Origin of the sequence: Virgibacillus aidingensis (genome assembly GCF_010994035.1) — a bacterium.
Taxonomy (GTDB): Bacteria; Bacillota; Bacilli; order Bacillales; family Amphibacillaceae; genus Virgibacillus_N.
Genome location: NZ_WIXN01000018.1, coordinates 1 through 23,748, shown reverse-complemented (window position 1 = coordinate 23,748; position 23,748 = coordinate 1). Strand labels below are relative to the sequence as shown.

23 protein-coding genes, 2 pseudogenes and 2 riboswitches are annotated in these 23,748 nt (G+C 39.3%); of the genes and pseudogenes, 4 read left to right on the top strand and 21 right to left on the bottom strand.

Annotation, left to right across the window (positions count from 1 at the left end; genetic code table 11):
- Positions 1-17: 17 nt before the first annotated feature.
- From GHD25_RS14480 to GHD25_RS14415, 14 genes are all read right to left on the bottom strand, one after another.
- Positions 18-410, bottom strand: a complete 393-nt coding sequence (locus GHD25_RS14480; protein ID WP_164218077.1) for an Asp23/Gls24 family envelope stress response protein — start codon at positions 408-410, stop codon at positions 18-20.
- Between the two features lie 38 nt (positions 411-448).
- Positions 449-1,801 carry an acetyl-CoA carboxylase biotin carboxylase subunit gene (gene accC / locus GHD25_RS14475; RefSeq protein ID WP_164218075.1) on the bottom strand — a complete coding sequence of 451 codons (1,353 nt, stop codon included), beginning with the start codon at positions 1,799-1,801 and terminating at the stop codon, positions 449-451.
- A 13-nt stretch (positions 1,802-1,814) separates the two neighbouring features.
- Positions 1,815-2,333 (bottom strand): acetyl-CoA carboxylase biotin carboxyl carrier protein, encoded by a 519-nt coding sequence (gene accB, locus GHD25_RS14470; RefSeq protein WP_164218073.1) that lies wholly within the window; start codon positions 2,331-2,333, stop codon positions 1,815-1,817.
- A 344-nt stretch (positions 2,334-2,677) separates the two neighbouring features.
- Entirely contained in the window at positions 2,678-3,244 is a 567-nt protein-coding gene (locus GHD25_RS14465; protein WP_164218071.1) for a SpoIIIAH-like family protein, read from the bottom strand.
- 12 nt (positions 3,245-3,256) lie between these two features.
- The gene (spoIIIAG, locus tag GHD25_RS14460; protein WP_164218069.1) at positions 3,257-3,907 is read right to left on the bottom strand and encodes a stage III sporulation protein AG; all 651 of its coding nucleotides are present in this window, start codon (positions 3,905-3,907) and stop codon (positions 3,257-3,259) included.
- A complete protein-coding gene (gene spoIIIAF, locus GHD25_RS14455; protein ID WP_164218067.1) occupies positions 3,904-4,530 on the bottom strand; it encodes a stage III sporulation protein AF in 627 nt (208 codons plus the stop codon). Before spoIIIAF ends, spoIIIAG begins: the two co-directional genes overlap by 4 nt.
- Before the next feature lie 10 nt (positions 4,531-4,540).
- The gene (spoIIIAE, locus tag GHD25_RS14450) at positions 4,541-5,728 is read right to left on the bottom strand and encodes a stage III sporulation protein AE (protein ID WP_164218065.1); all 1,188 of its coding nucleotides are present in this window, start codon (positions 5,726-5,728) and stop codon (positions 4,541-4,543) included.
- A gap of 55 nt (positions 5,729-5,783) precedes the next feature.
- Entirely contained in the window at positions 5,784-6,173 is a 390-nt protein-coding gene (gene spoIIIAD / locus GHD25_RS14445; protein ID WP_164218063.1) for a stage III sporulation protein AD, read from the bottom strand.
- A gap of 5 nt (positions 6,174-6,178) precedes the next feature.
- Positions 6,179-6,385, bottom strand: a complete 207-nt coding sequence (gene spoIIIAC, locus GHD25_RS14440) for a stage III sporulation protein AC (protein ID WP_164218061.1) — start codon at positions 6,383-6,385, stop codon at positions 6,179-6,181.
- Positions 6,386-6,575: 190 nt separating this feature from the next.
- Entirely contained in the window at positions 6,576-7,088 is a 513-nt protein-coding gene (gene spoIIIAB, locus GHD25_RS14435; RefSeq protein WP_164218059.1) for a stage III sporulation protein SpoIIIAB, read from the bottom strand.
- Entirely contained in the window at positions 7,033-8,004 is a 972-nt protein-coding gene (spoIIIAA, locus tag GHD25_RS14430) for a stage III sporulation protein AA (protein ID WP_164218057.1), read from the bottom strand. The genes spoIIIAB and spoIIIAA overlap by 56 nt, the downstream gene beginning before the upstream one ends.
- A gap of 285 nt (positions 8,005-8,289) precedes the next feature.
- Positions 8,290-8,847: an elongation factor P gene (gene efp / locus GHD25_RS14425; RefSeq protein ID WP_164218056.1), complete on the bottom strand. Its 558-nt coding sequence runs from the start codon at positions 8,845-8,847 to the stop codon at positions 8,290-8,292.
- Positions 8,848-8,871: 24 nt separating this feature from the next.
- Positions 8,872-9,933, bottom strand: a complete 1,062-nt coding sequence (locus GHD25_RS14420; RefSeq protein ID WP_164218054.1) for a M24 family metallopeptidase — start codon at positions 9,931-9,933, stop codon at positions 8,872-8,874.
- A gap of 117 nt (positions 9,934-10,050) precedes the next feature.
- Complete coding sequence (locus tag GHD25_RS14415) at positions 10,051-10,572, bottom strand: YqhR family membrane protein (protein ID WP_346426794.1); 522 nt, start codon at positions 10,570-10,572, stop codon at positions 10,051-10,053.
- Positions 10,573-10,908: 336 nt separating this feature from the next.
- Here GHD25_RS14415 and GHD25_RS14410 point away from each other — a divergent pair, with 336 nt between their 5' ends.
- Entirely contained in the window at positions 10,909-11,289 is a 381-nt protein-coding gene (locus tag GHD25_RS14410) for a DUF2254 domain-containing protein (RefSeq protein ID WP_164218052.1), read from the top strand.
- A gap of 49 nt (positions 11,290-11,338) precedes the next feature.
- Here GHD25_RS14410 and GHD25_RS14405 read toward each other — a convergent pair whose 3' ends face one another.
- The 4 genes and pseudogenes from GHD25_RS14405 to GHD25_RS14390 form a co-directional block, all read right to left on the bottom strand.
- Positions 11,339-12,232, bottom strand: coding sequence for a patatin-like phospholipase family protein (locus GHD25_RS14405; RefSeq protein ID WP_164218050.1), 894 nt, complete (start codon positions 12,230-12,232; stop codon positions 11,339-11,341).
- A gap of 104 nt (positions 12,233-12,336) precedes the next feature.
- Complete coding sequence (gene mntR / locus GHD25_RS14400; protein ID WP_164218048.1) at positions 12,337-12,756, bottom strand: transcriptional regulator MntR; 420 nt, start codon at positions 12,754-12,756, stop codon at positions 12,337-12,339.
- A 241-nt stretch (positions 12,757-12,997) separates the two neighbouring features.
- A pseudogene (locus GHD25_RS14395) lies at positions 12,998-14,119 on the bottom strand (vitamin B12-dependent ribonucleotide reductase); the annotation flags it as partial.
- Positions 14,120-14,522: 403 nt separating this feature from the next.
- Positions 14,523-15,962: pseudogene (locus GHD25_RS14390) on the bottom strand (vitamin B12-dependent ribonucleotide reductase); the annotation flags it as partial.
- Positions 15,963-16,381: 419 nt separating this feature from the next.
- Between GHD25_RS14390 and GHD25_RS14385 the strand changes: the two are divergent.
- A complete protein-coding gene (locus tag GHD25_RS14385) occupies positions 16,382-16,765 on the top strand; it encodes a rhodanese-like domain-containing protein (protein WP_164218042.1) in 384 nt (127 codons plus the stop codon).
- 59 nt (positions 16,766-16,824) lie between these two features.
- Here the strand turns inward: GHD25_RS14385 and gcvPB are convergent, their stop codons facing one another.
- From gcvPB to gcvT, 3 genes are read right to left on the bottom strand one after another with little or no spacing between them, the layout of a single operon-like run.
- Entirely contained in the window at positions 16,825-18,288 is a 1,464-nt protein-coding gene (gene gcvPB, locus GHD25_RS14380) for an aminomethyl-transferring glycine dehydrogenase subunit GcvPB (RefSeq protein ID WP_164218040.1), read from the bottom strand.
- Positions 18,281-19,630, bottom strand: coding sequence for an aminomethyl-transferring glycine dehydrogenase subunit GcvPA (gene gcvPA / locus GHD25_RS14375; protein ID WP_164218038.1), 1,350 nt, complete (start codon positions 19,628-19,630; stop codon positions 18,281-18,283). Before gcvPA ends, gcvPB begins: the two co-directional genes overlap by 8 nt.
- A 23-nt stretch (positions 19,631-19,653) precedes the next feature.
- A complete protein-coding gene (gene gcvT, locus GHD25_RS14370) occupies positions 19,654-20,766 on the bottom strand; it encodes a glycine cleavage system aminomethyltransferase GcvT (RefSeq protein ID WP_164218036.1) in 1,113 nt (370 codons plus the stop codon).
- A gap of 158 nt (positions 20,767-20,924) precedes the next feature.
- Positions 20,925-21,024, bottom strand: a riboswitch (glycine riboswitch).
- 3 nt (positions 21,025-21,027) lie between these two features.
- Positions 21,028-21,125: riboswitch (glycine riboswitch) on the bottom strand.
- A gap of 138 nt (positions 21,126-21,263) precedes the next feature.
- Here gcvT and GHD25_RS14365 point away from each other — a divergent pair.
- On the top strand, positions 21,264-22,919 hold the full coding sequence (locus tag GHD25_RS14365) for a DEAD/DEAH box helicase (protein WP_164218034.1): 1,656 nt from the start codon (positions 21,264-21,266) through the stop codon (positions 22,917-22,919).
- Positions 22,909-23,694, top strand: a complete 786-nt coding sequence (locus GHD25_RS14360) for a YqhG family protein (RefSeq protein WP_164218032.1) — start codon at positions 22,909-22,911, stop codon at positions 23,692-23,694. The genes GHD25_RS14365 and GHD25_RS14360 overlap by 11 nt, the downstream gene beginning before the upstream one ends.
- The last annotated feature ends 54 nt before the right edge of the window (positions 23,695-23,748 follow it).

Here is a 23,748-nt window from a genome sequence, read left to right as displayed (position 1 = left end):
ATAAGCAGAAGCGGTCTTTAATCATCTGTTTCTCCATCCACATTATCCATTTGGATTCCAACAACGTGGACATTAATTTCATCGATTTCCAATGCAGTCATATTTTTAATTGTTTGCCTTATACTGGACTGCAGTTCCTGGGCTACTTTTGGGATAGTAACACCATAGTACAAAATAACGAATAAATCGATTAAAATGCCATTTTCCGTTAATTCCACTTTAACACCTTTACTATGTGTTGCCCTGCCAAAGCGTTCTGCAACCCCGGAAGCGAAATTTCCCCGCATGGCAAATAAACCATCCACTTCTGCGGCAGCAATGCCTGCAATTACTTCAATGACTTCCGGTGCAATTTCCACCTTTCCTAAACTGGTGTCACCATCTACATTTAACAAAGGTTGTTCATTCATATCTTCACTCCTTTATTAATCGTTAAAACCAGTTATGCTCACTTTTCCGCAATAGGATAATCCTCAAGGAAATTCGTATTAAAATCTCCTTCGACAAAAACATCATGCTCCATAATTAAACGGTGAAAGGGTATGGTTGTATGGACACCCTCAATAATAAATTCATCCAGCGCACGTTTCATTTTTTTAATGGCTTCTTCCCTTGTGGCACCATACGTAATCAATTTGGCAATCATGGAATCATAATAAGGCGGAATACGGTAACCGGTATAAGCTTGCGAATCAATTCTTACTCCTAAACCTCCTGGAGGAAGGTACATTTCAATATCGCCGGCTGAAGGCATAAAATTTTTAAACGGGTTTTCTGCATTTATTCTGCATTCAATGGCAGCCCCCTCCATTTGTACCTCATCTTGTGAAAATGAAAGTTTTTCGCCGCCGGCAATTTTAATTTGTTCTTTAATCAAATCAATCCCTGTTACCATTTCCGTTACCGGATGTTCTACCTGAATCCGGGTATTCATTTCCATAAAATAGAAGTCATTCGTTTTTCTGTCAAAAATATATTCAATTGTACCTGCTCCCCGATAATCCACTGCTTTTGCTGCCTTAACCGAAGCTTCCCCCATTTTTTTTCTTATATCAGTTGTGATCGCTGGTGAAGGTGTTTCTTCGATCAGCTTTTGCAGCCGGCGCTGAATTGTACAATCCCTTTCTCCAAGATGAACCACATTGCCATGATGGTCAGCAAGAACTTGTATTTCCACATGGCGGAAATCTTCAATAAATTTCTCCAGATAAACACCCGGATTTCCAAACGCAGTTTCCGCTTCTTTCTGGGTTACACGGATACCCTTTACTAAATCTTCTTCAGTTCTGGCGACGCGGATTCCCTTTCCTCCCCCGCCTGCTGTAGCTTTAATAATTACCGGATAACCGATCTTTTCTGCAACTTCTTTTGCTTCTTCTTCACTTTCAATGATGCCGTCTGATCCGGGCACAATCGGCACATTTGCCTGTTTCATCGTTTCCCTTGCAACATCTTTTATCCCCATTTTTTGAATGGATTCAGCCGTTGGTCCAATAAAAATAACATTACAGGCTTTACATATTTCCGCAAAGTCGGCATTTTCGGCTAAAAATCCATACCCGGGGTGTATAGCATCCACTTCTGTTAAAGTCGCTGCGCTCATAATGTTTGTGAAATTTAAATAGCTGTCTTTACTTGCAGTCGGTCCAATACAATACGCTTCATCTGCTAATTGCACATGTAGTGCTTCCTTGTCTGCTTCAGAATAAACGGCCACAGTTTCAATGTCCATTTCTTTGCAGGCGCGAATGATCCGTACCGCGATTTCTCCTCTGTTGGCAACTAACAGTCTCTTTATCATGAAGAACGTCCCCCTAGTTTCTGTTTACTCTGAATAGCGGCTGGCCGTATTCAACCAGTTCCCCATCTTCTGCCAGCACTTCCGTAATTTCACCGGAAACTTCTGCTTCAATTTCATTAAACAATTTCATTGCTTCAACAATGCACACTACGGTAGCGTTGTCCACTTTGCTTCCTTTAGTCACATAAGGATCGCTTTCCGGTGACGGTGCGGCATAAAAGGTTCCAACCATCGGGGAGACAATTTCAAAGGTATTGTTATCGTCATCATTATTGCTGTCATCATGCTTATTTATTTCCTGAACTTCTTCAGGCGGCTCCTTTTTGTTTTCCTCAATTGCCGGTACTGATTCTTTTTTAGGCTGCTTCTGGAGTGTTTCAGCCTGTTTTACCACTGCTTCCTGCATAACAGATGAACTTTCGTCTGATTTCTTTAAGGTCACTGTGGTGCCATCTGATTCATAAGTAAATTCGTTTATCGATGATTGATCAATTAACTTAATGATTTCCCGTATTTCCTGTATTTTCAACATGCTTGCACCCCTTCGTTTATACTCATTATGTATTCATCACTTTCTCTTAATATTTTACGCTAATCCTGCATAAAACTTCAAGAAAAATTCAAAAACAGTCACAGAATGGAAGATAATCTTTTTTACTCTATTTTATAAAGGTAAATGTATGACCTATTGCACCTTATCTTAATATAATTATTATATCAACTAATACCCGGCAATGCGAATGTTACCAACCTCACTACTGATTTTCCAATAGTGGAAGCATATCCGGCGATAAAAAATCCAGACCAATAGAAGGTCCGGATCCCTTATATCTGTATATTAATTTGCTGCGAAGGCCTGATTTGTTTCACTGGATACTAGCCTTCTCCATCTGTTGGCTGAAATATAACATCGACAGTCATTTCTCCCATCTCATCTCTTACCATCTGCATAATATTAACTACTTCAGCATCTGATATTTCATCCACCTTCACATGAACATGAACCTTTTCGTCGTCCGTTCTCACCAGCACATCCTCGTAAGTATTGGAAGCGATGATTGTTTCCTCCAAAATACTTTCCTTGGAAGACAGATTATCCAGTTCATCAATATCTCTTAACGCCTCGTCCTTTTCTTCAGAGGTGGTTTCACTTGAGGCTACAATATCCGTTAAACGGTCTTTCTTCATGCTTCTTTCGTCCTGAAGTTCCATTCTAATCGTTGTAAATAATTCATCCTGCCCAACGTTCTCAAAATCATCTACTTCCGCTTCTCCATCCGCTGCTTGTATATCCTCTTCCGTGTCTGCTGCACCATCCACCTCTTCCTGCCCATTATTAATGTATGCCAGGTCGTCATTTTCCGGAGATGTCATATAATAAACACTCAATACAATCATTAAACTTAGCATGGTTAGTAACCAAATGGTTTGTTTTTTCAACATTTTATTTCCCCCTTAATTCTTTGGCATTACGGACACCCTATGTGTCGGAACGTCAAGGACGCGTGAGACAGCTTCCACGATCCAGCTTCTCACAGACGCATGATCTGCTCCATTAGCTACAACGAAAACACCTCTTACCTCAGGCTTCTTTGTTTCGACCAATAATGGCACTTCTCTATCCCCCTGCCTGACAAGTACTGTCTGTGCTTCCTCCGTATGATCTTCAACCTTTCTTGTCCCCCCATTCTGATCAGATTCATCTGTTGTCTGCTGGCCTTTAATCAGGTTTTTTTCATATACTTTCACATTGGTTGAATCGAGATTAACCATCACTTCCGCTTCTGATACCCCCTGTACTTTATTAAGCATCTCTTCCAATTCCTTTTTATAGATTCCCTCCAGCTCTTGCATATCCGAGGTTACATCGGCCTCCTCCGAACCTGCCTGTGCACTTTGCTGCTCCATATCATCATTATCTATTTGCGGCTGAAGTTCCATTTCATTATTTGAATCAGAGGAAGATGAAGAAAATATATTGCCTAGAATGATGAGTAATAATCCTGTTAAAGCAAGAACAAGAATATATCCTGCTTTTTTGGATGTATTTTTTTGTTTCGGATCAGTTTTATCCGATGAAAAAAATTTTTCGAAAAATCGCTTCAAGATGGCCCTCCCTCCTCAACAATAATTAATTCTTTGCTGTCCAGTTCCCACACTTCCCTAAGCAGCATTTCTACCCCTTCAGAATCCTCCATTTCTTCCTTTTTTAAAGGATCTTCCGTATCAATTACCACATCCTCAACTGCATTTACAGCACCCTCCCCGTCTTTTGCTTGTTCCATATATACAATGACTTCATCCAGCAATTCAAAATTTAATTCCTGAGAAACTGCTTCTTCGGAAAACCGGAAGTCTATGTTGTTTATTTCCAGCTGATATTCTTCGTATAATGGTTCCTTTGCAATTTCTATCAGTTGGACAGCCATTTGTTCTAAAATATATGCATCTTGTCTTGTTTCTATTTCTTTTTTTTGAAAATCAACTAAACTTTCCATTGAATGTTCGCTATCCGTTGTGTCAATTGCCGAAAAAGCGGCTTCCAACTCTTGTTGTATATCTATTTGAAATATATAAAATACGGGTTTTAATAAGATTAATAATAAAATCAGTCCGACTACCAATTTAATATATTTTTTCATGGAGCCGGTTGGTATCAGCAAATCTATAATTGTCGCCAATAACACAAAAATAATAATTTGTGTAATCCATTCCATTATAAAATCCATTTCCATCATCCTAACGTAAAAGCACGGTAATATTACTTGCTGCAACAATAATTACTATAGATAAGAAAAACATAAATGAAACCGCCAATAATGAAGCCAGGATATATAAAATATAAGTACTGATTGTATTAAGCGTAGTTATCACCGGTCCGCCTCCAATCGGCTGTAATACAGCAGCAGCGATTTTATAAATAATCGCAATGACAAAAATTTTAAGAGCCGGAAAAACAGCAAAGAAAAGGATGATGATTAAGCCGACTATCCCTACTGCATTTTTTAGCAATAATGATGCACTTAAAATGGTATCTGCAGCGTCTGTAAGTGTACGCCCTACAACGGGAATAAAATTCCCGGTAATAAACTTGGCTGTTTTCATTGCGATTCCATCCTGTACCGCGCTCGCTGCTCCCTGAACAGATGTGACACCAAGGAAAATAGTCAGAAATACCCCGAGCACCGCCAGGCTCACGGATTTAAATAAGTCTGCCAGCTGCGTGATTTTATAATTTTCACTGAGACTGCTGACAATCAGCATCAAAGCCGAGATAAACAGCAATGGCAATATAATCGTTGATACCAGAATTCCGCTCATATTTACTAAAAAAATAATAATGGGATGAAAAAAAGAGACGGAAACGGCAGTTCCAAAAGATGCCATAAGACCAAGTATGAGCGGTAAAAGGGCGATCATAAAACTACTCATTGTCTCGATCGCTTCCCTTGCATAGCTTGCAGCTAAATAAAAGCTGTTTAACGCGATAAAAATCAGGACAATATATACAACGAAATAAGCAATCTTGCTAACTGCGCTTCTTTCCAAAGCATGGTGCATCGTTTGCAGGACAACGGAAAATAAAGTCAGCATTAACAAAGTGCCAAGCAATTTTCCGTTTAAGATCAATTCATGAAAAATAAATTCCAATAAACCTAGAACCATATTTTCCAAAGAAAAGCTGCCGTTTGATTTAATCAGCTCATACACGCTGTCTCTTTCAATTTCAGGAAGGTATCCCCCGTATTCACTGACTAGTTCCTGCCAATAATGCTGTACATCATCCAAATGAATTTCTTCCAATAATTCTTCTTCCAAATCGCTCCCATCAATGGAATTTTCTTCAGCGAAGACAATATGTGTTTGTCCAAAAAGAGATATTAGAAAAATGAATAAAACAATTAATCTTAAACCTTTAAATTTCATTCACCGTAATTTCCCCTTTCTGTTATTCACATATCTCCGCTCTATGAATAGAAATTTATGCCGGCAGAAAACTGAGAATTGCCTCAATGACCGCAGTAATAATCGGCACAGCCAGAACTAAAATAAGTATTTTACCTGCCAGTTCTATTTTCGCAGCAACCGAGGACAATCCGGCATCTTTTACAATGCTTGATCCCAGGTCTGCAATATAAGCAATGCCGATGATCTGTAAGATTGTTTTCATGTACATGCCTTCCACATTTGCTCTTTGACCCAACGTCTCAATCAGTTGAAAAATAGCACCTATCTGCTGGATAATGGATAAAAATATGATAACTGCCATGATAATGATGATATAAAATGCAAAAGAGCTATTTAACGCTTTCGTAACGATATACAGGATACTGGCTATGATTCCCAAAGTAACAATTTGTAAGATTTCCATGTGCATTACCCTTGGAATAGAAAAACAGATCTAATCTGCTGGAATAAATCAGAAAGGCTATTAATCACGACGACAAGCACAATAATAAATCCAATTAATGTTGCAAACTGGGCAATTTCCTCTTTTCCCATTTGTTTTAATATCGTATGAATGAGCGCCACGATAATTCCGATACCAGCGATCTGAAATAATATAGAAGCATCGTTAAACATGTAGGGTAAGCTCCTTTCCTGTAAGAAAACCTGGCTTGTCGCTAAAAGGGGATTCTTAAAAGCGTAAATTGCCTTCTTGGATGCCCTTAAGGCTGACATCCAAGTTTATGGCGAAAGACTTGTTCCATAATGAATCCAAGACCCTTGCACATATACCAGTGATGAAAATTTCTATATTTTTTTAACTTGATTAGATAAGCAATAGAACAATAAATAATCCACACAATATTCCTAAACTTTTTGCCATTTTGCTGTACTTAAACTGGTTATCTCTGGCATTTTCCAGCTCCCTGTCCAGATGATGCACAGCCAGCTGAATATGTTTCTGCTGCTGATGCACATCATGCTGGCCCAGTGTTCGTCCAAATTGTTTCAGTATTTCTGCTTCATTATCGCCCAAAGAAGAATTCCCCATTAGCTGGACAACTTGTTTATCCCATATTTCATGCAGGCTGATTCGCTCTTTTTTCATGGTAATAAAAAGCGATTTAAAAAAAGACTTGAGCGGTTCCGGGATTTGATTGCTTATGTTGAGAAAAGCATCCTGCAAAGGCAAATGACTGTAAACAATTTCAGCCTCCAATATTTGCAACGCATTTTTTAATTGTCTAATATGTTTCGGTCTCGTCGTCAAACGATGACTCCATTCAAATCCTATCCAAGTGGTTGTCCCTATGAAAAGAAGTGCGCCAATCCACTGCATCAGGCAAGCACCCCGATCTCAATATTTTTTCATTCTCATCGTAAATACGATGAATACTCCCCGGTTTCCGGGTTCTATTCAATAAAATAAACCTTTTAAAAATTCTTTGCTCAAATACCTGCCGTAATGCCGGGCGCTTTTTAAGCTCATCCATGGATCCGCCATGTATGGTACATATCACGGTTACACCAGCATTTACTGCCTCCATCAAAGCATCCACATCTTTTTTGCCGCCTATTTCATCTACCACAAGCATATCGGGAGACATGGAGCGAATCATCATCATCATCCCTTCTGCTTTCGGACATGCATCCAGCACATCTGTTCTGGGGCCTAAATTATGCTGTGGCACCCCTTTTATGGATGCGGCTATCTCGGATCGTTCATCGATAACGCCAACTTTTTTGGACGGGACTCCCTTCCGGCCTGATGAAACTATCCTCGTTATGTCCCTTATAAGCGTTGTTTTTCCTGTTTGCGGAGGGCCGATAAAAAGTGTGTTTACATATCCCCGGCTATATATGTAAGGGATTATTGGTTCCGCAGCTCCTACCTTTTCTTTTGCGATCCGAATGTTTAGAAATGTAATATATTGGACTGCTTTTACATTCCCGTTTTCTGTTGTCACTTTTCCCGCTAAACCAACCCGATGCCCGCCTTCGATCGTGATGTATCCTTCCCTTAGTTCATTCTCAAGCCGATAGAGGGAGTGTTCACTTAATTGATTGATGATAAAGATAAAGTCATTTTTATCCGGTTTGAATAAATTAAGCCACTCATTCCTGTCATTATAGATAAGTTCGATAGGCTGCTCGAGGCGCATTCTTATCTCCTGAAGCTGATCCCAGCCGGTGTTTAGTTTTTCTTGTATTGCATTTTTTATTGACTCCGGGAATAACCATACAATTGCTTCCATAACCTGTCCTCTCTTAAATAGATACTTACTAGTAAATGTATGTTGTCCAAAAAAAATTATGACTTTCTAAACTTATGTATTAAGAGGTAAGAACAAAAAGTGCAATTGACAGTCTTCGGTGTACAAACTGCGCTGAATGCCTGCCCCCCCACAATTATTTGGCATCTGCTTGAGCTGGACGAGGATAAATAAAACAACTCACTTTTCCACTGCTTATAGATTTTTCCTTTCTATACCATAAAAAAACAGCCCTTCTGCAAGGACTGCTCTTTATTATATAAATTATTAAGCTCTGGAAACATACTTCCCTTCCGAAGTACTGATGACTAGTATATCTCCTTTATTAATAAAAAATGGAACCTGTACAGTCAGCCCGGTTTCCAGCGTAGCCGGTTTTGACCCCCCGCTTGCTGTATCCCCTTTAATTCCCGGCTCGGTTTCTGTAACTTCTAACTCTACGTTCTTTGGCAAATCTACTCCCAGAACTTCTCCTTCATAAACAATAATGGCAACTTCCATATTTTCCTTCATGAAATTTAGTTCATTTTCAATTTGTTCTGTAGCCAATTCAATTTGTTCGTATGTGTTCGTATCCATAAAAGCATGTGAATTACCGGATGAATACAAATATTGCATTGTTTTATTCTCAATATGTGCTTTACCAACTTTTTCACCGGCACGAAACGTTTTCTCCTGTATATTCCCGTTTCTTAAATTGCGCAGCTTAGAGCGTACAAAGGCAGCTCCTTTACCTGGTTTGACATGCTGAAACTCCATGACCTGCCAAATGTCATTGTCCACTTCAATTGTCAGGCCTGTTTTAAAGTCGTTTACTGAAATCATATGCATACTCCTCTCTATTCAAAATTAAACGTAGACCAGTTCTTTTGATGAAAACGTAAGCCGTTCATTTCCCGTTTCCGTAACAACGACATCATCTTCAATTCTGCAGCCGCCAATATCAGGAATGTATATACCTGGCTCCACTGTTACAACCATGCCAGGTTCCAATTTCTTTTCCGAACGAAAAGACAATGAAGGCCCCTCATGTACTTCCATGCCCAGACCATGACCGGTGGAATGCCCATAATAATCGCCATAGCCTTTATCTTTGATATAATCTCTTGTCAGTGCATCTGCTTCTTTCCCAGTGATTCCGGGACGAATGCCGTCCACTCCGCGCCTCTGCGCTTCCAGCACAGTATCATAAATGTTTTTTAGCTTTTCATCTATTTCCCCTACCGCCACTGTTCTGGTTATATCTGAACAATATCCGTGGTACAATGCTCCATAATCCATGGTTACGAGTTCACCCGGCTGAATTTCTTTCTCAGAAGCGACACCATGCGGAAGTGCTGAACGAAGACCGGAAGCAATGATCATATCAAAGCTCGAAGAGGTTGCTCCTTGTTTTCTCATGAAAAATTCCAGTTCATTTGAAATCTCTATTTCTTTTACCCCGGGTTTAATAAATGATTGAATATGCTCAAAAGCGTCATCTGCAATTTTTGCAGCCATTTTCATCAATTCCAGTTCCTGATCATCTTTAATTAATCGAAGTTCTTCTATTACCCCGCTGACAGGAACTAACTCTACATCGAGCACTTTTTTGTAGTTTTCATACTGGCTGTAGCTTACATGATCTTTTTCAAAGCCAAGCCGCTTTACGTTCAAGTCTTTTAATTGATCTTTTATCTCCTGCTCTATTAATTGTTTATGCTCCACAACCTGAAATTCTGTTGCCTGTTCGGCAGCTTGCTCTGTATAACGAAAATCTGTAATAAAACGGGCATCGCCCTTTGTAATCAGGACGGCTCCGGCTGTTCCCGTAAAACCGGTAACATATCGCCTGTTGACAGAACTCGTTATTAAGATTGCATCCAGCCCGTTCTCTTCCAGAGCATATCTTACTTTATCCAATCTCTTCATTAAATCATTCCTTCCCATTTTCCAAATCAATACGCCGATTTTAGTGTATCATAAACCATTTCATTTGGATAACGATAAAGTAAGTATTCGAAGAGGATATTTACAGAATGGCTCCCATTACCCCTGTTCCTTCTCTTTCTGTTCTTTTTCTTTCGTATCGTGATAATCGTATGCGATGGAATAACCAATAAAAGTACCATACAAGATAAAAAGACATGCGGTGGATACTAAAGTATTTACTTCGAGATCGACAAAAGCCGGAATGTTGGGAAAGAGTGGCTGTAATACGAAAAATATAAGTCCCCAGAGAATGATCCCAAAAACAACCCCCATCCACATCGTATACAGTTTTCTCAGCGCGATATAATAAATCAAAGCAATCAGCAATGATAAAAGTCCAATGATCAATATTGATATTGCTGTACCGAGCCATCCATCAACCCAGGAAGCACGGACCCATGACTTCAGTACAAAAGATTTAGGGGAAATCTCGGTAAAATTAAAATAATTCATCACGAAGCCTGCAATACTGGCGATGACTCCTCCGGTAAACCCGGTAATCATTGCTCTGGCTATTAATGATAGCGGTTCTTCACGCTTATTTTGTTCGAGTTGGTTCTCTTCTTTCAAAATGGTCACCTCCAAATTATAGTATGACCATTAATTGCTAAAACAATCAGCCGCAAAGTCATTTCCTATGCTATAATATTTATAATATTCATGAGCTGGAAGTTTTCTAAACTAAATATTATTTGATACTATATATAAAATAGTTGTTACCTGCATATTTTAATATGAAAATGGGAATCATTAATATAAGAGAAAAGGCGTCTGAGTTTATAAAAACTGGGTATAAAAATCATAACAAGTGGAATATAAAATATAGATGCTGAGACGCCTGGTTTTACTTTATAAAAAGATGAGTTTACATGAAAATTCCGCAATGATGTTATAAAAGAAAGGAGGGGTTTTTTCATGTCCAGCAATAAAATAGCTACTTTGGTTTATGTCATTATTGGTTTAGCTGCAATTGGTTTAGTTTCACAGCTATTCACGAATACAATAGGCTTTCTGACAAATATTCTTGTTATGCTCGCCTTCGGTCTGGCGATTTTCGGGGTTATCTACTTCGTATTTATTAGAAAAAAATCTCCTTCCAACGACGCAAAGAAATATAAACAGGCGGTGAAACAATCAAAAGCAAAATATAAAAGCCAAAATCCAAGCCGTTCTGTTATGGCAAAAAACAAAAAAACACAGCCATTGCAATCCAAAAAGAAGCTTCATAAGCGTGCTTCTCACCTTCGGGTAATAGATGGAAATAAATCAAATCCAAAAGACCGGGCATCTTTGTAAGCCCGGTCTTTTAATATAATTTGCCTGCAAAAATGGACGGTTAATCCATCTATTTTGGCCAGCTATTCAGAAATGAATCCGTAAAACTGATTCCTGTTTCAATTAAATTATCTTTGGCTGCCTTATTAATTGTAAAATCTGTTGTTCCGATGTCCTCCACTGGAATAAATATGATATTTTGCTTGTCGGAAGTGGATATATACCTCGTATCATGTGCTTTTTTCATCGTGGAAAAGAGTGCCTGGAACATATGAAGTGCGTTTTTAATTTGCTGGGGCTGCTGGCCCTCCATGGAGGTGGTTAATTTTACTCCCAAAATTGGTCTGTCCCTTTTATAAGTACCTTTATCAAAAATCCAAAGCGGAAAGTTACTTAATAATCCCCCATCCACAATAATGCTTTTTTTATTTGTATTTTTTCCCGGCAGCTTTTTCGGCATGAAAAAATAGGGAAAACCTGCACTCATTCTCACGGCTTTTGCAACAGGAAAATATTTGCCGCTGATGCCGTATACTCGATCTAAATCGTCAGGGATAATAACCAGTTTACCTAAGGAAAGATCACTTACTACCACTTTCAAATATTCAGGTTTTAAGTCATTAAACGTAAATACGTTCTTTTTGGCCAGCTGATTATATAACCATTTTTCCAGTTTGTTGCCCCGATTTATTCCCAGCTGAAAGTATAGAAAAAACCATTTACTGAATGGCAGCAGCTTTGTAATTTTAGGAGGATCTGCAAATTGCTGCAGATCTATATCATCAAGAAGGTTTTTTATTTCTTTAGATGGATAGCCAGCTGCTATTAAAGCCGCTATAATGGCACCTGCAGAAGTACCTGCAACACGTGCAAACTGCAGATTATTATTTTCAATGCTCTCCAGTGATCCTATAAAAGCATATGCTTTTACCCCTCCACCCGAAAAAACCCCATCAATTTTCATCTGTTACTCTCCTTGTTGGCTTTTTACTATTTGTAAGCTTAAGAAGAATAATTTAGAACAGACTTTATAAAAAATATGATTTTTTTCGGGTTTTCCAGTGTTTTTTATTTATCGTTATCCCGTTGTATCTTTCTTAAAAGCTCGACTCTTTCATTGTCTTCTTTAAAATAATTTACAAGATCTCCGATGCGGTCAATGGAATTCCAGCTTAAATGGTGTTCTATCCCCTCCACATCTTCATAAATATTTTCATCCTCAACACCAATGATTTCAAGGAATTCTTCAAGCAGATCATGCCGAAAGACAAGCCGTTTCCCTATTTTATTTCCTTTTGCAGTCAGAATGAAGCCTCTGTATTTTTCATAATTTAGGTAGTTATCCTTGTCCAGCTTTTGCACCATCTTTGTTACCGAAGAAGGATGCACCTGAAGTGCTTCTGCAATGTCGGATACTCTGGCATATCCTTTTGATTCTATTAAATTGTATATTTGCTCTATGTAATCTTCCATGCTTGGCGTTGGCATAGCATCTCCTCATTTCAATAATTTTTAACAAGCGCAACATTGTTTCTATTTTGAGCATAACTCAAAAAATACTTATAAACAAGTAATTGCTGTACCTTTTCACCGCTGATGGTCATCATAGAGAAATATAATAATCACATCAGTAATCAAAAAGTTAATCTCATAAAGAAAAGAGGTATCCCGACCTCAAACCTCATTTGTTCAGGTTGAAAGTTAGCAGGGATAACCTCTTTTCAGATTATTATAGTCCGCATTTCAGCTGGGCATTGCAATTTGTACAGGTGTTGCATCCACCAATATCTTCTATGCTTCCTTCTCTGCAGACAGGGCAGGTGTCGCCAATCTCCGAGCCAATTGTTACATCTGTTTTTTCCAATTCCTGTATTGTGTCCATTAATACAACTTTGGGTGACTCCGATTCTTCAAACAGTTCTGTTTGTTCCCCGAAGGAGTTTTCTTCCGCTTTCAGAGTCAGTACCTGTGTGTCACGGCTGCCATCCACGTAAACGGTTCCGCCTTTGGCTCCCCCCTTATAGAGACGCTGATAAACATTTTCCACTTGTTCCACGGAATAACCTTTAGGTGCATTTACTGTCTTGGATATCGAACTGTCCACCCAGCGCTGAATAACATTCTGAGTATCTGCATGCGCTTCAGGCGGAAGTTCCATTGCAGCCACAAACCAATCCGGCAGATTATTTGGGTCTGCATCCGGATTATTATCCAAGTATTCCTGTACAATATCTGCTTTTACTTCAATAAATTTGCCAAGCCGGCCGCTTCTGTAATAAGAAAAGGAGAAATATGGTTCAAGTCCTGTGCTTACTCCGACCATTGTCCCAGTGCTTCCGGTGGGAGCAACAGTTAACAGATGGGAGTTTCGGATTCCATATTCTCTTATACCTTGTCTGATATCTTCCGGCATTTTTTTCATATATCCGGTATTAATGAATGCTTCACGCAATTCTTTGGTTTCTTCTTCTGTATTGCCAACCAGGAATGGGAAGCTTCCCTTTTCTTTTGCCAACTCAATGGATTCCCTGTAGGCAGTAGTTGCAATCGTTTCAAAGATTTGATCAACCAGCTTATTTCCTTCTTGTGAGCCGTACTTTGTTTCACAATAGATTAATAAGTCGTGCAGTCCCATTACTCCAAGTCCAATGCGTCTTTCTCCAAGTGCCTGTTTTTTATTTTCTTCAAGGAAGTAAGGCGTAGCATCAATCACATTATCCTGCATGCGCACCCCGGTTTTCACTGTCTGCTTTAATTTCTCTGTATTCACCTGTTTTGTCTTTTTATCTGCCATCTCAGCCAGGTTTACTGCAGCCAAATTACAGACGGAATATGGTGCCAGAGGCTGTTCCAATTTTGTTATCCTAAAGGCTTTTTATCCTTTAGTTCTTACACTTGTTATTCGTGCAAGTTCAGCATATCTTTTCATTACACACATTTTTAATCATTCTTTTCTTCCGCAATCTTAAACAAAATTACTTTTGTATTGAGCATACACATATTCAAGGGAGCTTCTTTATTAATTCCTTTTTAGACCCTCTATTCATTAATTCTATTTCAAAAATGACTGGGCCAATTTTCAATTTAATGTGTAATGTTGCGGTCTCGTGGATGGATTATATTCTCTTTAAGAGGTTCACCATCTATGCGTTGCCCCTGACTGGATTTTTACGTCCAGCCTTCGGTTCGGATTAGCATTTCAGCCTTCCCGCTTTATCCCGCAATTTTTAACGTGAGGCAAACTATGCTGCTCTACCACACGGATTAGTTGCTACCACCTGATCCCCATAAGCTTTGGCATTTGTCATGTCGTTAGCATTATCAATAAAGAAAATACCAGGCTCTGCGGAGTATGTTGCACAAATATTAATCAGATTCCACAGGTCTTTTGCTTTTATACGGCGGTATACACGTACACCGTAACCCATTTCCTCCCATTTTCTCACATCGCCAACTTCATGCCATTTTTCATTATATGCTTCCATTTCTTCTTCCGTATAATTCTCTACATCGGGGAACCGAAGATCGTAGTAATCATCATTCTCCACTGCTTCCATAAATTCCTTTGTTAAACAGACGGAGATATTTGCTCCTGTCAGAAACTCCGGGTTATTTACGGAATAGGTACCGCCTGTTCGCAATTTGTTTTCAGCCTCTTGTAAGGCTGCGTTTGTAAAACCGCCGGTGCCGGGCATATTTCTGTAATTGACAACACCCTGATAAAGATCGGCTTCTGTATCCGTTAGTGGCGTAAATTTCAGTTTTTCTTTTGCCAGTTGTTTTATTTGTTCATCTTCCGTGTTCTCAATCAAAAACCGCAGAATTCTCGGGTTTTGCATTTTTGAAATGATGAACTCAATGATATCCGGGTGAGAATCGACCAGCATGATCATCTGTGCCCCGCGTCTTGATCCGCCCTGCTCCACCAAATGCGTGAGCTTTGCAATATCATCAAGCCATGAGACTGACCCTGAAGATTTGCCGTTTACCCCTCTGGCCAGTGTATTCCGGGGCCGAAGTGTAGATCCATTTGTTCCGACTCCCCCGCCTCTTGACATAATTTCCATTACTTTTTTCCTGTGATCGGAAATACCCTCGCGGGAATCCTTGATATAAGGCATGACGTAACAATTAAAATAGGTCACTTCCGTATCGGCCCCGGCACCGTACAGCACCCGGCCGGCCGGGATAAAGTTCATATTGCTGAGTTCGTCATTGAATTTCCTGAACCATTTCTGCTGTTTTTCTTTTGTGGTTTCTACAGCGGAGAGCCCATGTGCATTTCTTTTTGCAATTTGCTCATAATAAATTTCAAGCGGTTTGTCAATGACATCAAGTTTGCGCTTTACAATCCCTGTTTTAACTTCCTCATCCTGATCCAAAACGGATGTATATTCACTGTCCACCAGTATTTCCGCTTCTTTATTAAACCAGTCAATTGACTTTACGTAGCCGAGCCCTCTGGCGGGGAATTTCGGGTCTGCTTTCACAGTTAATACAACAAAGTCCCCTTCTTTGAGCGTTTTCTTCTCCGTATCCTTAAAGGCATACCGATCAAGCATGACAAGACGGGATACACCGCTGTGGCTCAGTTTCATATCATCGGTTATCGGATATACCTGGGGAAACTGCGCAATATCCTGATTCAATGCTTGTACATTAATACGCTTGTTCGTTTCAACAATCGTCGACATATGCACTCTCCTTTATTGGTTATTTGTCTTTAATTATTGTTTTAATTGTTTAGTAATACATTACCACAATAGCACACTTTAAAACAATATATTGAATTATTTTTTATAACGAACACAATATATGGTGTTTAAAGCAAATTTTGTTGTCTCTGTCAAAAAAGAAATTTTAAGATATTGTATGTAAAACGATGATAAATAAAGCTAAGGAACTTTTTTAATTATAAAAAAGATTTTTTTCAAGAATATGGATGGTGGACAAATCCATTTATTAACTAATTGCATCTTAATGTATTTTAATTTTTCCGCGAAAAATATGGGACACGCAGAGAATAATTGTAGCACATAGATAAAAGTTTTGAAAAATAATAGGCTTCATCCTATAATGGAAATGTAGGCTGTTTAATAAATGGGGGAAATGTATGGAAATTATTGTATTAGCACTTGTTATTTTTATAGCATTTATGGTGTTTCGCTATTATAGACAAAAGAATTATTTAAAGGTTTTAACAGAGGATCAGTTTCGGGAAGGATACAGGAAGGCGCAATTAATTGATGTCCGCGAGCCGCAGGAATTCGATAAAGGGCATATTCTTGGGGCAAGGAATATTCCTGTAACACAGATGAAACAGCGTCTGGTTGAATTGAGGAAAGACAAGCCGGTCTTTTTATACTGCCAAAGAGGCTCCAGATCCGCCAGAGCAGCACAGCTCCTGCGCAAAAAGGGCTATGAAGATATAAGCACCTTGAAAGGCGGATTTAAAGGATGGACAGGGAAAATTAAAGTTAAAAAAAATAGCTTTTAAAAAACTCCTGGGCTTCATAGCTCAGGAGTTTTTTCATGTTTTCATTGAATTTGTTCAGGTTATTCTACTTTTTGAGCGCGTAAAACCGGCTTGCGGGATGCAGTAGCTTCGTCCAGGCGTTTTACAGCTGTGTGATGTGGAGCTTCCTGAACAATTTCCGGATTGTTCTTCGCTTCATCGGCAATTTGAAGCATGGCATCAATGAAATGGTCCAGTGTTTCTTTCGATTCTGTTTCCGTAGGCTCGACCATCATTGCCTCTTCCACAATTAATGGAAAATAAACAGTCGGCGGATGAATTCCCAAATCCAATAAACGTTTAGCAATATTAAGTGTCTTCACACCAAGTTTCTTTTGTTTATTGCCAGATAGAACAAACTCATGCTTGCAATGTTGTGTAAATGGAAGTTCATATTCGTTTTCAAGGCTGCGCATCATATAATTTGCATTTAGTACTGCATATTCACTAACCTTTTTCAATCCTTCCGCACCCATTGTACGAATGTACGTATATGCCCGCACATTAATTCCAAAGTTTCCGTAGTAACCTTTCACCATACCAATGGATTGTGGAAGATCATAGTCAAAATCATACTCACCATCATTTTTCCGTACAACCGGTTTTGGCAGAAATGGTGCTAGCTCTTTTGATACTCCGATTGGACCGGAGCCTGGACCTCCGCCGCCGTGCGGACCGGTAAATGTTTTATGAAGGTTCAGGTGTACTGCATCAAAACCCATATCTCCCGGTCGGCTATAGCCCATAATAGCGTTTAAGTTGGCCCCGTCATAGAATAATTTACCGCCCACACCATGAACAATCTCTGCCATTTCGACGATTTCCGTTTCAAATAAACCTAATGTGTTTGGATTTGTTAACATCAGTGCTGCAGTATTTTCATTTACTACGCGTTTTAAATCCTCCACATCTACTAAACCTTTTTCATTTGACTTTACTTCAACAACCTTAAATCCTGCGACGGCTGCTGATGCCGGATTTGTACCGTGTGCGGAATCAGGCACAATTACTTCGTCCCGGTGGTGGTCGCCATTTGCTTCGTGGAATGCTTTAATCATCATGAGTGAAGTCCACTCACCTTGTGAGCCGGCAGCCGGCTGTAATGTAATTTCGTGCATCCCTGTAATTTCTTCAAGATGTACCTGCAAATCATACATTAACTCAAGCGCACCCTGAACTGTTTTCGGATCCTGATATGGATGTATATGGCTAAAACCGGGCAGTCTTGCAATATCTTCATTTATGACCGGATTATATTTCATCGTACAGGAACCAAGTGGATAAAATCCGGAAAGTATTCCGAAGTTACGGTTGGATAATCCTGTATAATGACGCATTAATTCTAATTCATCCACCTCAGGAAGGGCTGCATCTACTTTACGTATATATGCGTCCTCAATTTCTTCTTCAAGATTGACTTCAGGAACATCAAGTGCTGGCAGGTTATAGCTCGATCTGCCTTCTTTGCTTCGTTCAAAAATTAATGGAAAGTTTTCTTTAGCCATTGATATCCCCCATTTCTTTTGCGAAAGCATCGATTTCTTCTTTGGAGCGGATTTCAGTTGTAGCTATCAGCATATGGTTTTCTAATTCCGGATATACTTTACCGAGATCAAACCCACCGATAAAGCCTTTTTCGAATAACGCTTCATTTACAACATCTGCAGGCCTGGAAAGTTTAATGACAAATTCATTGAAAAAAGGGCCATTAAATACAGCCGGCAAGTTTGCTTCTTCTAACTTTAGCTTTGTGTATCTAGCCTTTTGCATATTTAATTTAGCCATTTCTTTCACACCATTCCTGCCGAGCGCACTCATTGCAGCTGAACTTGCCACGGCGTTTAACGCCTGGTTTGATGTGATATTCGATGTTGCTTTTTCACGTCTGATATGCTGTTCTCTTGTCTGCAATGCCAATACGAAGCCCCGCTGGCCATCTTTATCCACTGTCTGACCAACAAAACGTCCCGGTACTTTACGCATTAACTTTTGTGTCGTTGCAAAGTAACCGCAATGCGGTCCGCCAAATTGTGCCGGAATACCAAATACTTGTGTGTCGCCAACAACAATATCAGCCCCAAATTCACCCGGAGGCGTTAAATAACCAAGTGAAAGCGGGTTGCTGGAAGCAATAAACATTGTTTTCTTTTGCTGCTTAATCAGCTTATTAATTTTTTCCAGCGGCTCAATCTGACCGAAGAAGTTAGGATATTGAACTAAAACGGCAGCTGTATCTTCGTCCAGTTCTTTTTCCAGGTGCTCTATATCCGTAACACCATCTTTGTAACCAATCTCTACGATTTCCAGCTTCTTGCCGTTTGCGGCCGTTTTAACAAGCTGGCGGTATTCAGGGTGCAAAGCAGCTGAAACAAGCACTTTTTTTCGTTTTGTCTGGGCGGCACTCAAGTATACAGCTTCCACTACAGCTGTTCCGCCATCATATAAAGATGAATTGACTATAGGCATTGCAGTTAACTCGGAAATCATGGTCTGGAATTCAAACATAGCCTGGAGTTCACCTTGTGTAATTTCCGGCTGATAAGGTGTGTACGCAGTATAGAATTCCTGTCTGGAAATGACATGGTCAACGACTGATGGAATATAATGATCATACACCCCTGCACCCAAAAATGAACGATATTCTGTTGAATTTGCATTTTTGCCCGCCATTTCCGTCAGTTCTTTTTTCAATTCGTATTCACTGGCTGGTTTTTTAAGGTTTAATTCCCTTTCCAATCTTACTTCTTTCGGAATATCAGAAAATAGTTCGTCTGAAGATGATACACCGATTTTGTCCAGCATTTCTTTTTTATCGGTTTCAGTCATCGGCAAATAACGAAATTCCATTTTAATACCTCCCGGATCCCCTGTTATTTATTTTTTAGAAATGGTGTTTCAATAACTTTTGCCTTTAGATTTCTTTTCCTTACATTTACAGTCAATTCTGTTCCCGGTACAGCGTAGGCTGCATCTACAAGTATGAGTCCAATATTTTTTTCCAGTGTCGGTGATTGTGTTCCTGAAGTAACAAAACCAATTTGCTTATCCCCATCCCGTATTTCATAGCCGGTTCTCGGAATCCCTTTATCAATCATTTCAATACCTGCCAATTTTCTATCCGGACCGTTATCCATTTGTTTTTTCAAGACTTTTTTACCAATAAAATTTTCATCTTTTTTCACTTTCACGGCAAAAGCCATTCCGGCTTCCACGGGGGAAATGTCTTCTGAAATCTCTTGGCCGTATAATGGCAGGTTGGCTTCAAAACGCAGTGTATCACGGGCACCTAAGCCTACTGGTTTTAATTCTCTGCTCTTTCCTGCTTCCAGGATCATTTGCCAAAGCTCTCTGCCAAATTCTTTCTCTATATAAATTTCAAATCCGTCTTCACCGGTATAGCCTGTACGGGAAACCAAAGCAGGCACTTTTAATGCACCAAGAAAAACTTCCTGATCAAAACGGAAAAACCGGATGCTGCTTAAATCCGTCTCTGTTAACGTTTGCAAAATTTCTTCTGCTTTTGGTCCCTGAAGTGCAAGCTGAGCATAGTCTGCCGAAACGTTTTTAATTTCTACCTCATCTGCTTTGTAGTCATTATGCCGGAGAAGCCATTCATAATCCTTTTCCGTGTTTGCAGCATTGACCACTAATAAATAATCGTTCTCGCCCATCATGTAAATCAGAAAGTCATCCACCGTTCCCCCATTTTCATAGCACATAAAGGTGTATTGTGCACGATTCGGTGTTGATTTTGAAACATCCTGGGTTACCATCTTCTGCAGGAACTCAAGACTTTTGGGGCCTTTCACTGTGATTTCCCCCATATGGGAAACATCAAAAAGACCTGCTTGATTTCTTGTCGCATGATGTTCTTCTTTAATCCCGGAAAATTGAACAGGCAACTCCCAGCCTCCGAAATCAATGGTCTTGCCACCTAATTTTTCATATTCCGGAAATATGGGGGTACGCTTTAAATCACTCATCTTTTTAAGCTCCTTTCCAATTTAAATATCAGTCTCGGAAAACCTGGTTGTCACCAAGCCTCCCGGAAGCAACCTTAGTTGCACTTATGCAGTGAATAAAGTTTTACACTATCTTCACTGCCATAAAAAAAACAGAAATTTCACTATTACAATGAAATCTCTGTCCTTAAACCAGAAAGTTTCATACCCGTCCCAAAATTGAATTTTCCCAGGGTATTTGCTTCGTGGGTGGTTTACTTATGTAAACACTCTCCAGAGGTGCGTCCCGCAAGAGTCTTTTTGCCTGAGAGATTCACATTTCTGCTTGCTCCTTCGGCGTTACTGCTGAATAATACAGTAATCTCTCCCCTTGCAATCATTCGCTTTTATTAATAAAAATGCGCTAAATGGTCATACTAATAACCGTTATCGTGAAAGATCCGTTTTATTACGGCTATTATACCACAGAAAAGAAACGGAAAGTAGAGATATATATTACTTAAAAAAGGAAGTTGACTATGCATTCTATTCATCTTCACAAGGATACGGATTTTATTGAGCAGCTGCAGTTTCATCTGGATAAAGGCGGGAAACTTTCTCCTTGGGAGCTGTTCCACATGTCCTACGAAGCTGAATTAACAACAATGAGCAGCAAATTTAACGGATTGCGCTCGCTTGATTATTTGCCTCACCTGGATATTATGGAACATCAGTTAAACTGTGCAAACCAGGTCATTGACCAGATGAACGGCCGGGCCATACTTGCAGATGAGGTGGGACTCGGAAAAACCATTGAGGCCGGGTTAATATTAAAGGAATACATGGTACGCGGTCTCGCAAAAAAAATACTGATTCTCGTGCCGGCGTCCCTGGTAAATCAATGGGAAAAGGAATTAAATGAAAAATTTTTCATTCCAGCTATTGCGCACCGCAAAAATTATGCGTGGGAACAAGTCGATATTATGATCTCTTCCATTGACACGGCAAAACGTTCTCCGCACAGGGAAAAGATTTTAGATATTGACTATGATTTTATAATTATCGATGAAGCACATAAATTGAAGAACCACAAAACAAAAAATTATCAATTTGTCCGTTCCCTCAAGAAAAAGTATTGCCTGCTGCTTACGGCTACACCAGTGCAAAATAAACTGATTGAAATATTTAACCTGGTTTCCATTTTAAAGCCCGGACACTTGGGAAACTACGATTCTTTTATCCAAAAATATGGGAACCATCGGAATAAAATAAAGGAAGATGCCTATTTAAAACAGCTTGTTCAAAAGGTAATGGTTCGAAATACCCGTAAAGATACTAATTTCAGTGACATAAAACGAAATATTGAAACTGTCTGGATGGATTTTTCCGATGAAGAAAAAAAAGTATACTCACAATTGGAAAACAATATACAATCCTTTTCCGCTTTTTCAAAGATCACTTATTTAAGAGAATTATGCTCATCAAGGGAAGCCTGTTACTTATCATTAAAAAAATCAGCTGAACAGTCAGGAGAAAACGATCATCTCACTGCCATTACAAACCAGATTGAGCAGCTCCCCCATCACACCAAGGCTGAAAAAACAGTAGAATTGATCAAAAATATTGGTGATGAAAAAGTAATCATTTTTACGGAATACAGAGCCACACAGCTCTACTTGCAATGGTATCTGCAGCAGCATGGTATTTCATCCGTGCCATTCAGAGGCGGCTTTAAAAAAGGCAAAAAAGACTGGATGAGACAACTGTTTCAAAATCATGCCCAGGTGCTTATTGCCACAGAAGCAGGCGGTGAAGGAATAAACCTGCAATTTTGCAACCATATGATCAACTATGATCTCCCGTGGAATCCGATGAGATTGGAGCAAAGAATTGGACGCATTCACAGGTACGGCCAGGAAAAAGATGTTCAAATTTATAATTTCGCTATTAAAGGCACAGTAGAAGAACATATTATGTCCCTGTTGTATGAGAAAATAAATTTATTTGAACAAGTGATCGGCCAGCTGGATGATATTTTGGCTGAACTGGAAATCGACGATATGGAAAAGGAAATCCAAACAATTTTTGACGATTCTGTATCTGTTGGGGAAGCGAGGATCAAATTGGATAATCTCTCCTCTATTATTCAGCATCACTACGATGGGGCAAAGGAGCATGAACAATATGGCAATTAATGATTTAAATACTTTTTTACACAACTATTTTGCCGCCCATCATTGTGAAGTTATCTCAAATAGCAGCGGAGTGCTCAAAATCAAGTTAACGGAAGAGATGGATAAGGCTTTGATGAACCGGCCATTTTACTGGCATTATATTAAGAAAATGGGACAGGTAGGAGAACCGATTCAATTAACTTTAAATACCAATCCTGCTCAAAATGAACAAAAAGCCGAATGGATTCACTTTGGCAGTCCAAGACTGCAGCAAATCATAGATCATTTGCGTACGAATGAAAAATATACGAAATTATTCCAAACCGTTCATACTTCTGCAAATACTGCTTTATATCCCTGGCTTGTAGTTAATTTAAAAATAAGCTATCAGGGCCAGCATAAGCGGGATGAACTTTTTTCAATCGGGCTGCATCTGGTAAATGGTATGATGAAGGTGGAAATGATGGACATTTTGAAAAAATTTACTTTGCGGCCGGTCATACCCGATTATTGCTACACCATTTCCCCTTTAATAAGATTAAAAAGCGGATATAAAAGAATTGAAGCTGTCATTGATCAATATATTGAAAATCAAACCCATGAATGGGCAAAAGAATCATTTAAACTCCTGGATGAAGAACTTGCCCTTCTGGAACATTTTTATGAAACGGAAACAGAGGAAGAACGCCAGCAAATGGAGAAAGAAAAAAAGGAGATTACTGAGAGGTATCACCCGAAGGTTTCCTATGAGGTAATAAATGGCGGATTGTTTTACCTTGCAGAAGACCTGCGGTAGTATGTCAATTAAAAATTAAATAAGTATTTAGTTATCAAGGTGCAATTTGTTGCA

What these genes read in the sequence shown, in the direction of transcription:
- GHD25_RS14480 (WP_164218077.1), bottom strand. Translation starts at nt 410, where the DNA reads ATGAATGAACAACCTTTGTTAAATGTAGATGGTGACACCAGTTTAGGA.
- accC (WP_164218075.1), bottom strand. Translation starts at nt 1,801, where the DNA reads ATGATAAAGAGACTGTTAGTTGCCAACAGAGGAGAAATCGCGGTACGG.
- accB (WP_164218073.1), bottom strand. Translation starts at nt 2,333, where the DNA reads ATGTTGAAAATACAGGAAATACGGGAAATCATTAAGTTAATTGATCAA.
- GHD25_RS14465 (WP_164218071.1), bottom strand. Translation starts at nt 3,244, where the DNA reads ATGTTGAAAAAACAAACCATTTGGTTACTAACCATGCTAAGTTTAATG.
- spoIIIAF (WP_164218067.1), bottom strand. Translation starts at nt 4,530, where the DNA reads ATGGATTTTATAATGGAATGGATTACACAAATTATTATTTTTGTGTTA.
- spoIIIAE (WP_164218065.1), bottom strand. Translation starts at nt 5,728, where the DNA reads ATGAAATTTAAAGGTTTAAGATTAATTGTTTTATTCATTTTTCTAATA.
- spoIIIAD (WP_164218063.1), bottom strand. Translation starts at nt 6,173, where the DNA reads ATGGAAATCTTACAAATTGTTACTTTGGGAATCATAGCCAGTATCCTG.
- spoIIIAC (WP_164218061.1), bottom strand. Translation starts at nt 6,385, where the DNA reads ATGTTTAACGATGCTTCTATATTATTTCAGATCGCTGGTATCGGAATT.
- spoIIIAB (WP_164218059.1), bottom strand. Translation starts at nt 7,088, where the DNA reads ATGCAGTGGATTGGCGCACTTCTTTTCATAGGGACAACCACTTGGATA.
- spoIIIAA (WP_164218057.1), bottom strand. Translation starts at nt 8,004, where the DNA reads ATGGAAGCAATTGTATGGTTATTCCCGGAGTCAATAAAAAATGCAATA.
- efp (WP_164218056.1), bottom strand. Translation starts at nt 8,847, where the DNA reads ATGATTTCAGTAAACGACTTTAAAACAGGCCTGACAATTGAAGTGGAC.
- GHD25_RS14420 (WP_164218054.1), bottom strand. Translation starts at nt 9,933, where the DNA reads ATGAAGAGATTGGATAAAGTAAGATATGCTCTGGAAGAGAACGGGCTG.
- GHD25_RS14410 (WP_164218052.1), top strand. Translation starts at nt 10,909, where the DNA reads ATGTCCAGCAATAAAATAGCTACTTTGGTTTATGTCATTATTGGTTTA.
- GHD25_RS14405 (WP_164218050.1), bottom strand. Translation starts at nt 12,232, where the DNA reads ATGAAAATTGATGGGGTTTTTTCGGGTGGAGGGGTAAAAGCATATGCT.
- mntR (WP_164218048.1), bottom strand. Translation starts at nt 12,756, where the DNA reads ATGCCAACGCCAAGCATGGAAGATTACATAGAGCAAATATACAATTTA.
- GHD25_RS14385 (WP_164218042.1), top strand. Translation starts at nt 16,382, where the DNA reads ATGGAAATTATTGTATTAGCACTTGTTATTTTTATAGCATTTATGGTG.
- gcvPB (WP_164218040.1), bottom strand. Translation starts at nt 18,288, where the DNA reads ATGGCTAAAGAAAACTTTCCATTAATTTTTGAACGAAGCAAAGAAGGC.
- gcvPA (WP_164218038.1), bottom strand. Translation starts at nt 19,630, where the DNA reads ATGGAATTTCGTTATTTGCCGATGACTGAAACCGATAAAAAAGAAATG.
- gcvT (WP_164218036.1), bottom strand. Translation starts at nt 20,766, where the DNA reads ATGAGTGATTTAAAGCGTACCCCCATATTTCCGGAATATGAAAAATTA.
- GHD25_RS14365 (WP_164218034.1), top strand. Translation starts at nt 21,264, where the DNA reads ATGCATTCTATTCATCTTCACAAGGATACGGATTTTATTGAGCAGCTG.
- GHD25_RS14360 (WP_164218032.1), top strand. Translation starts at nt 22,909, where the DNA reads ATGGCAATTAATGATTTAAATACTTTTTTACACAACTATTTTGCCGCC.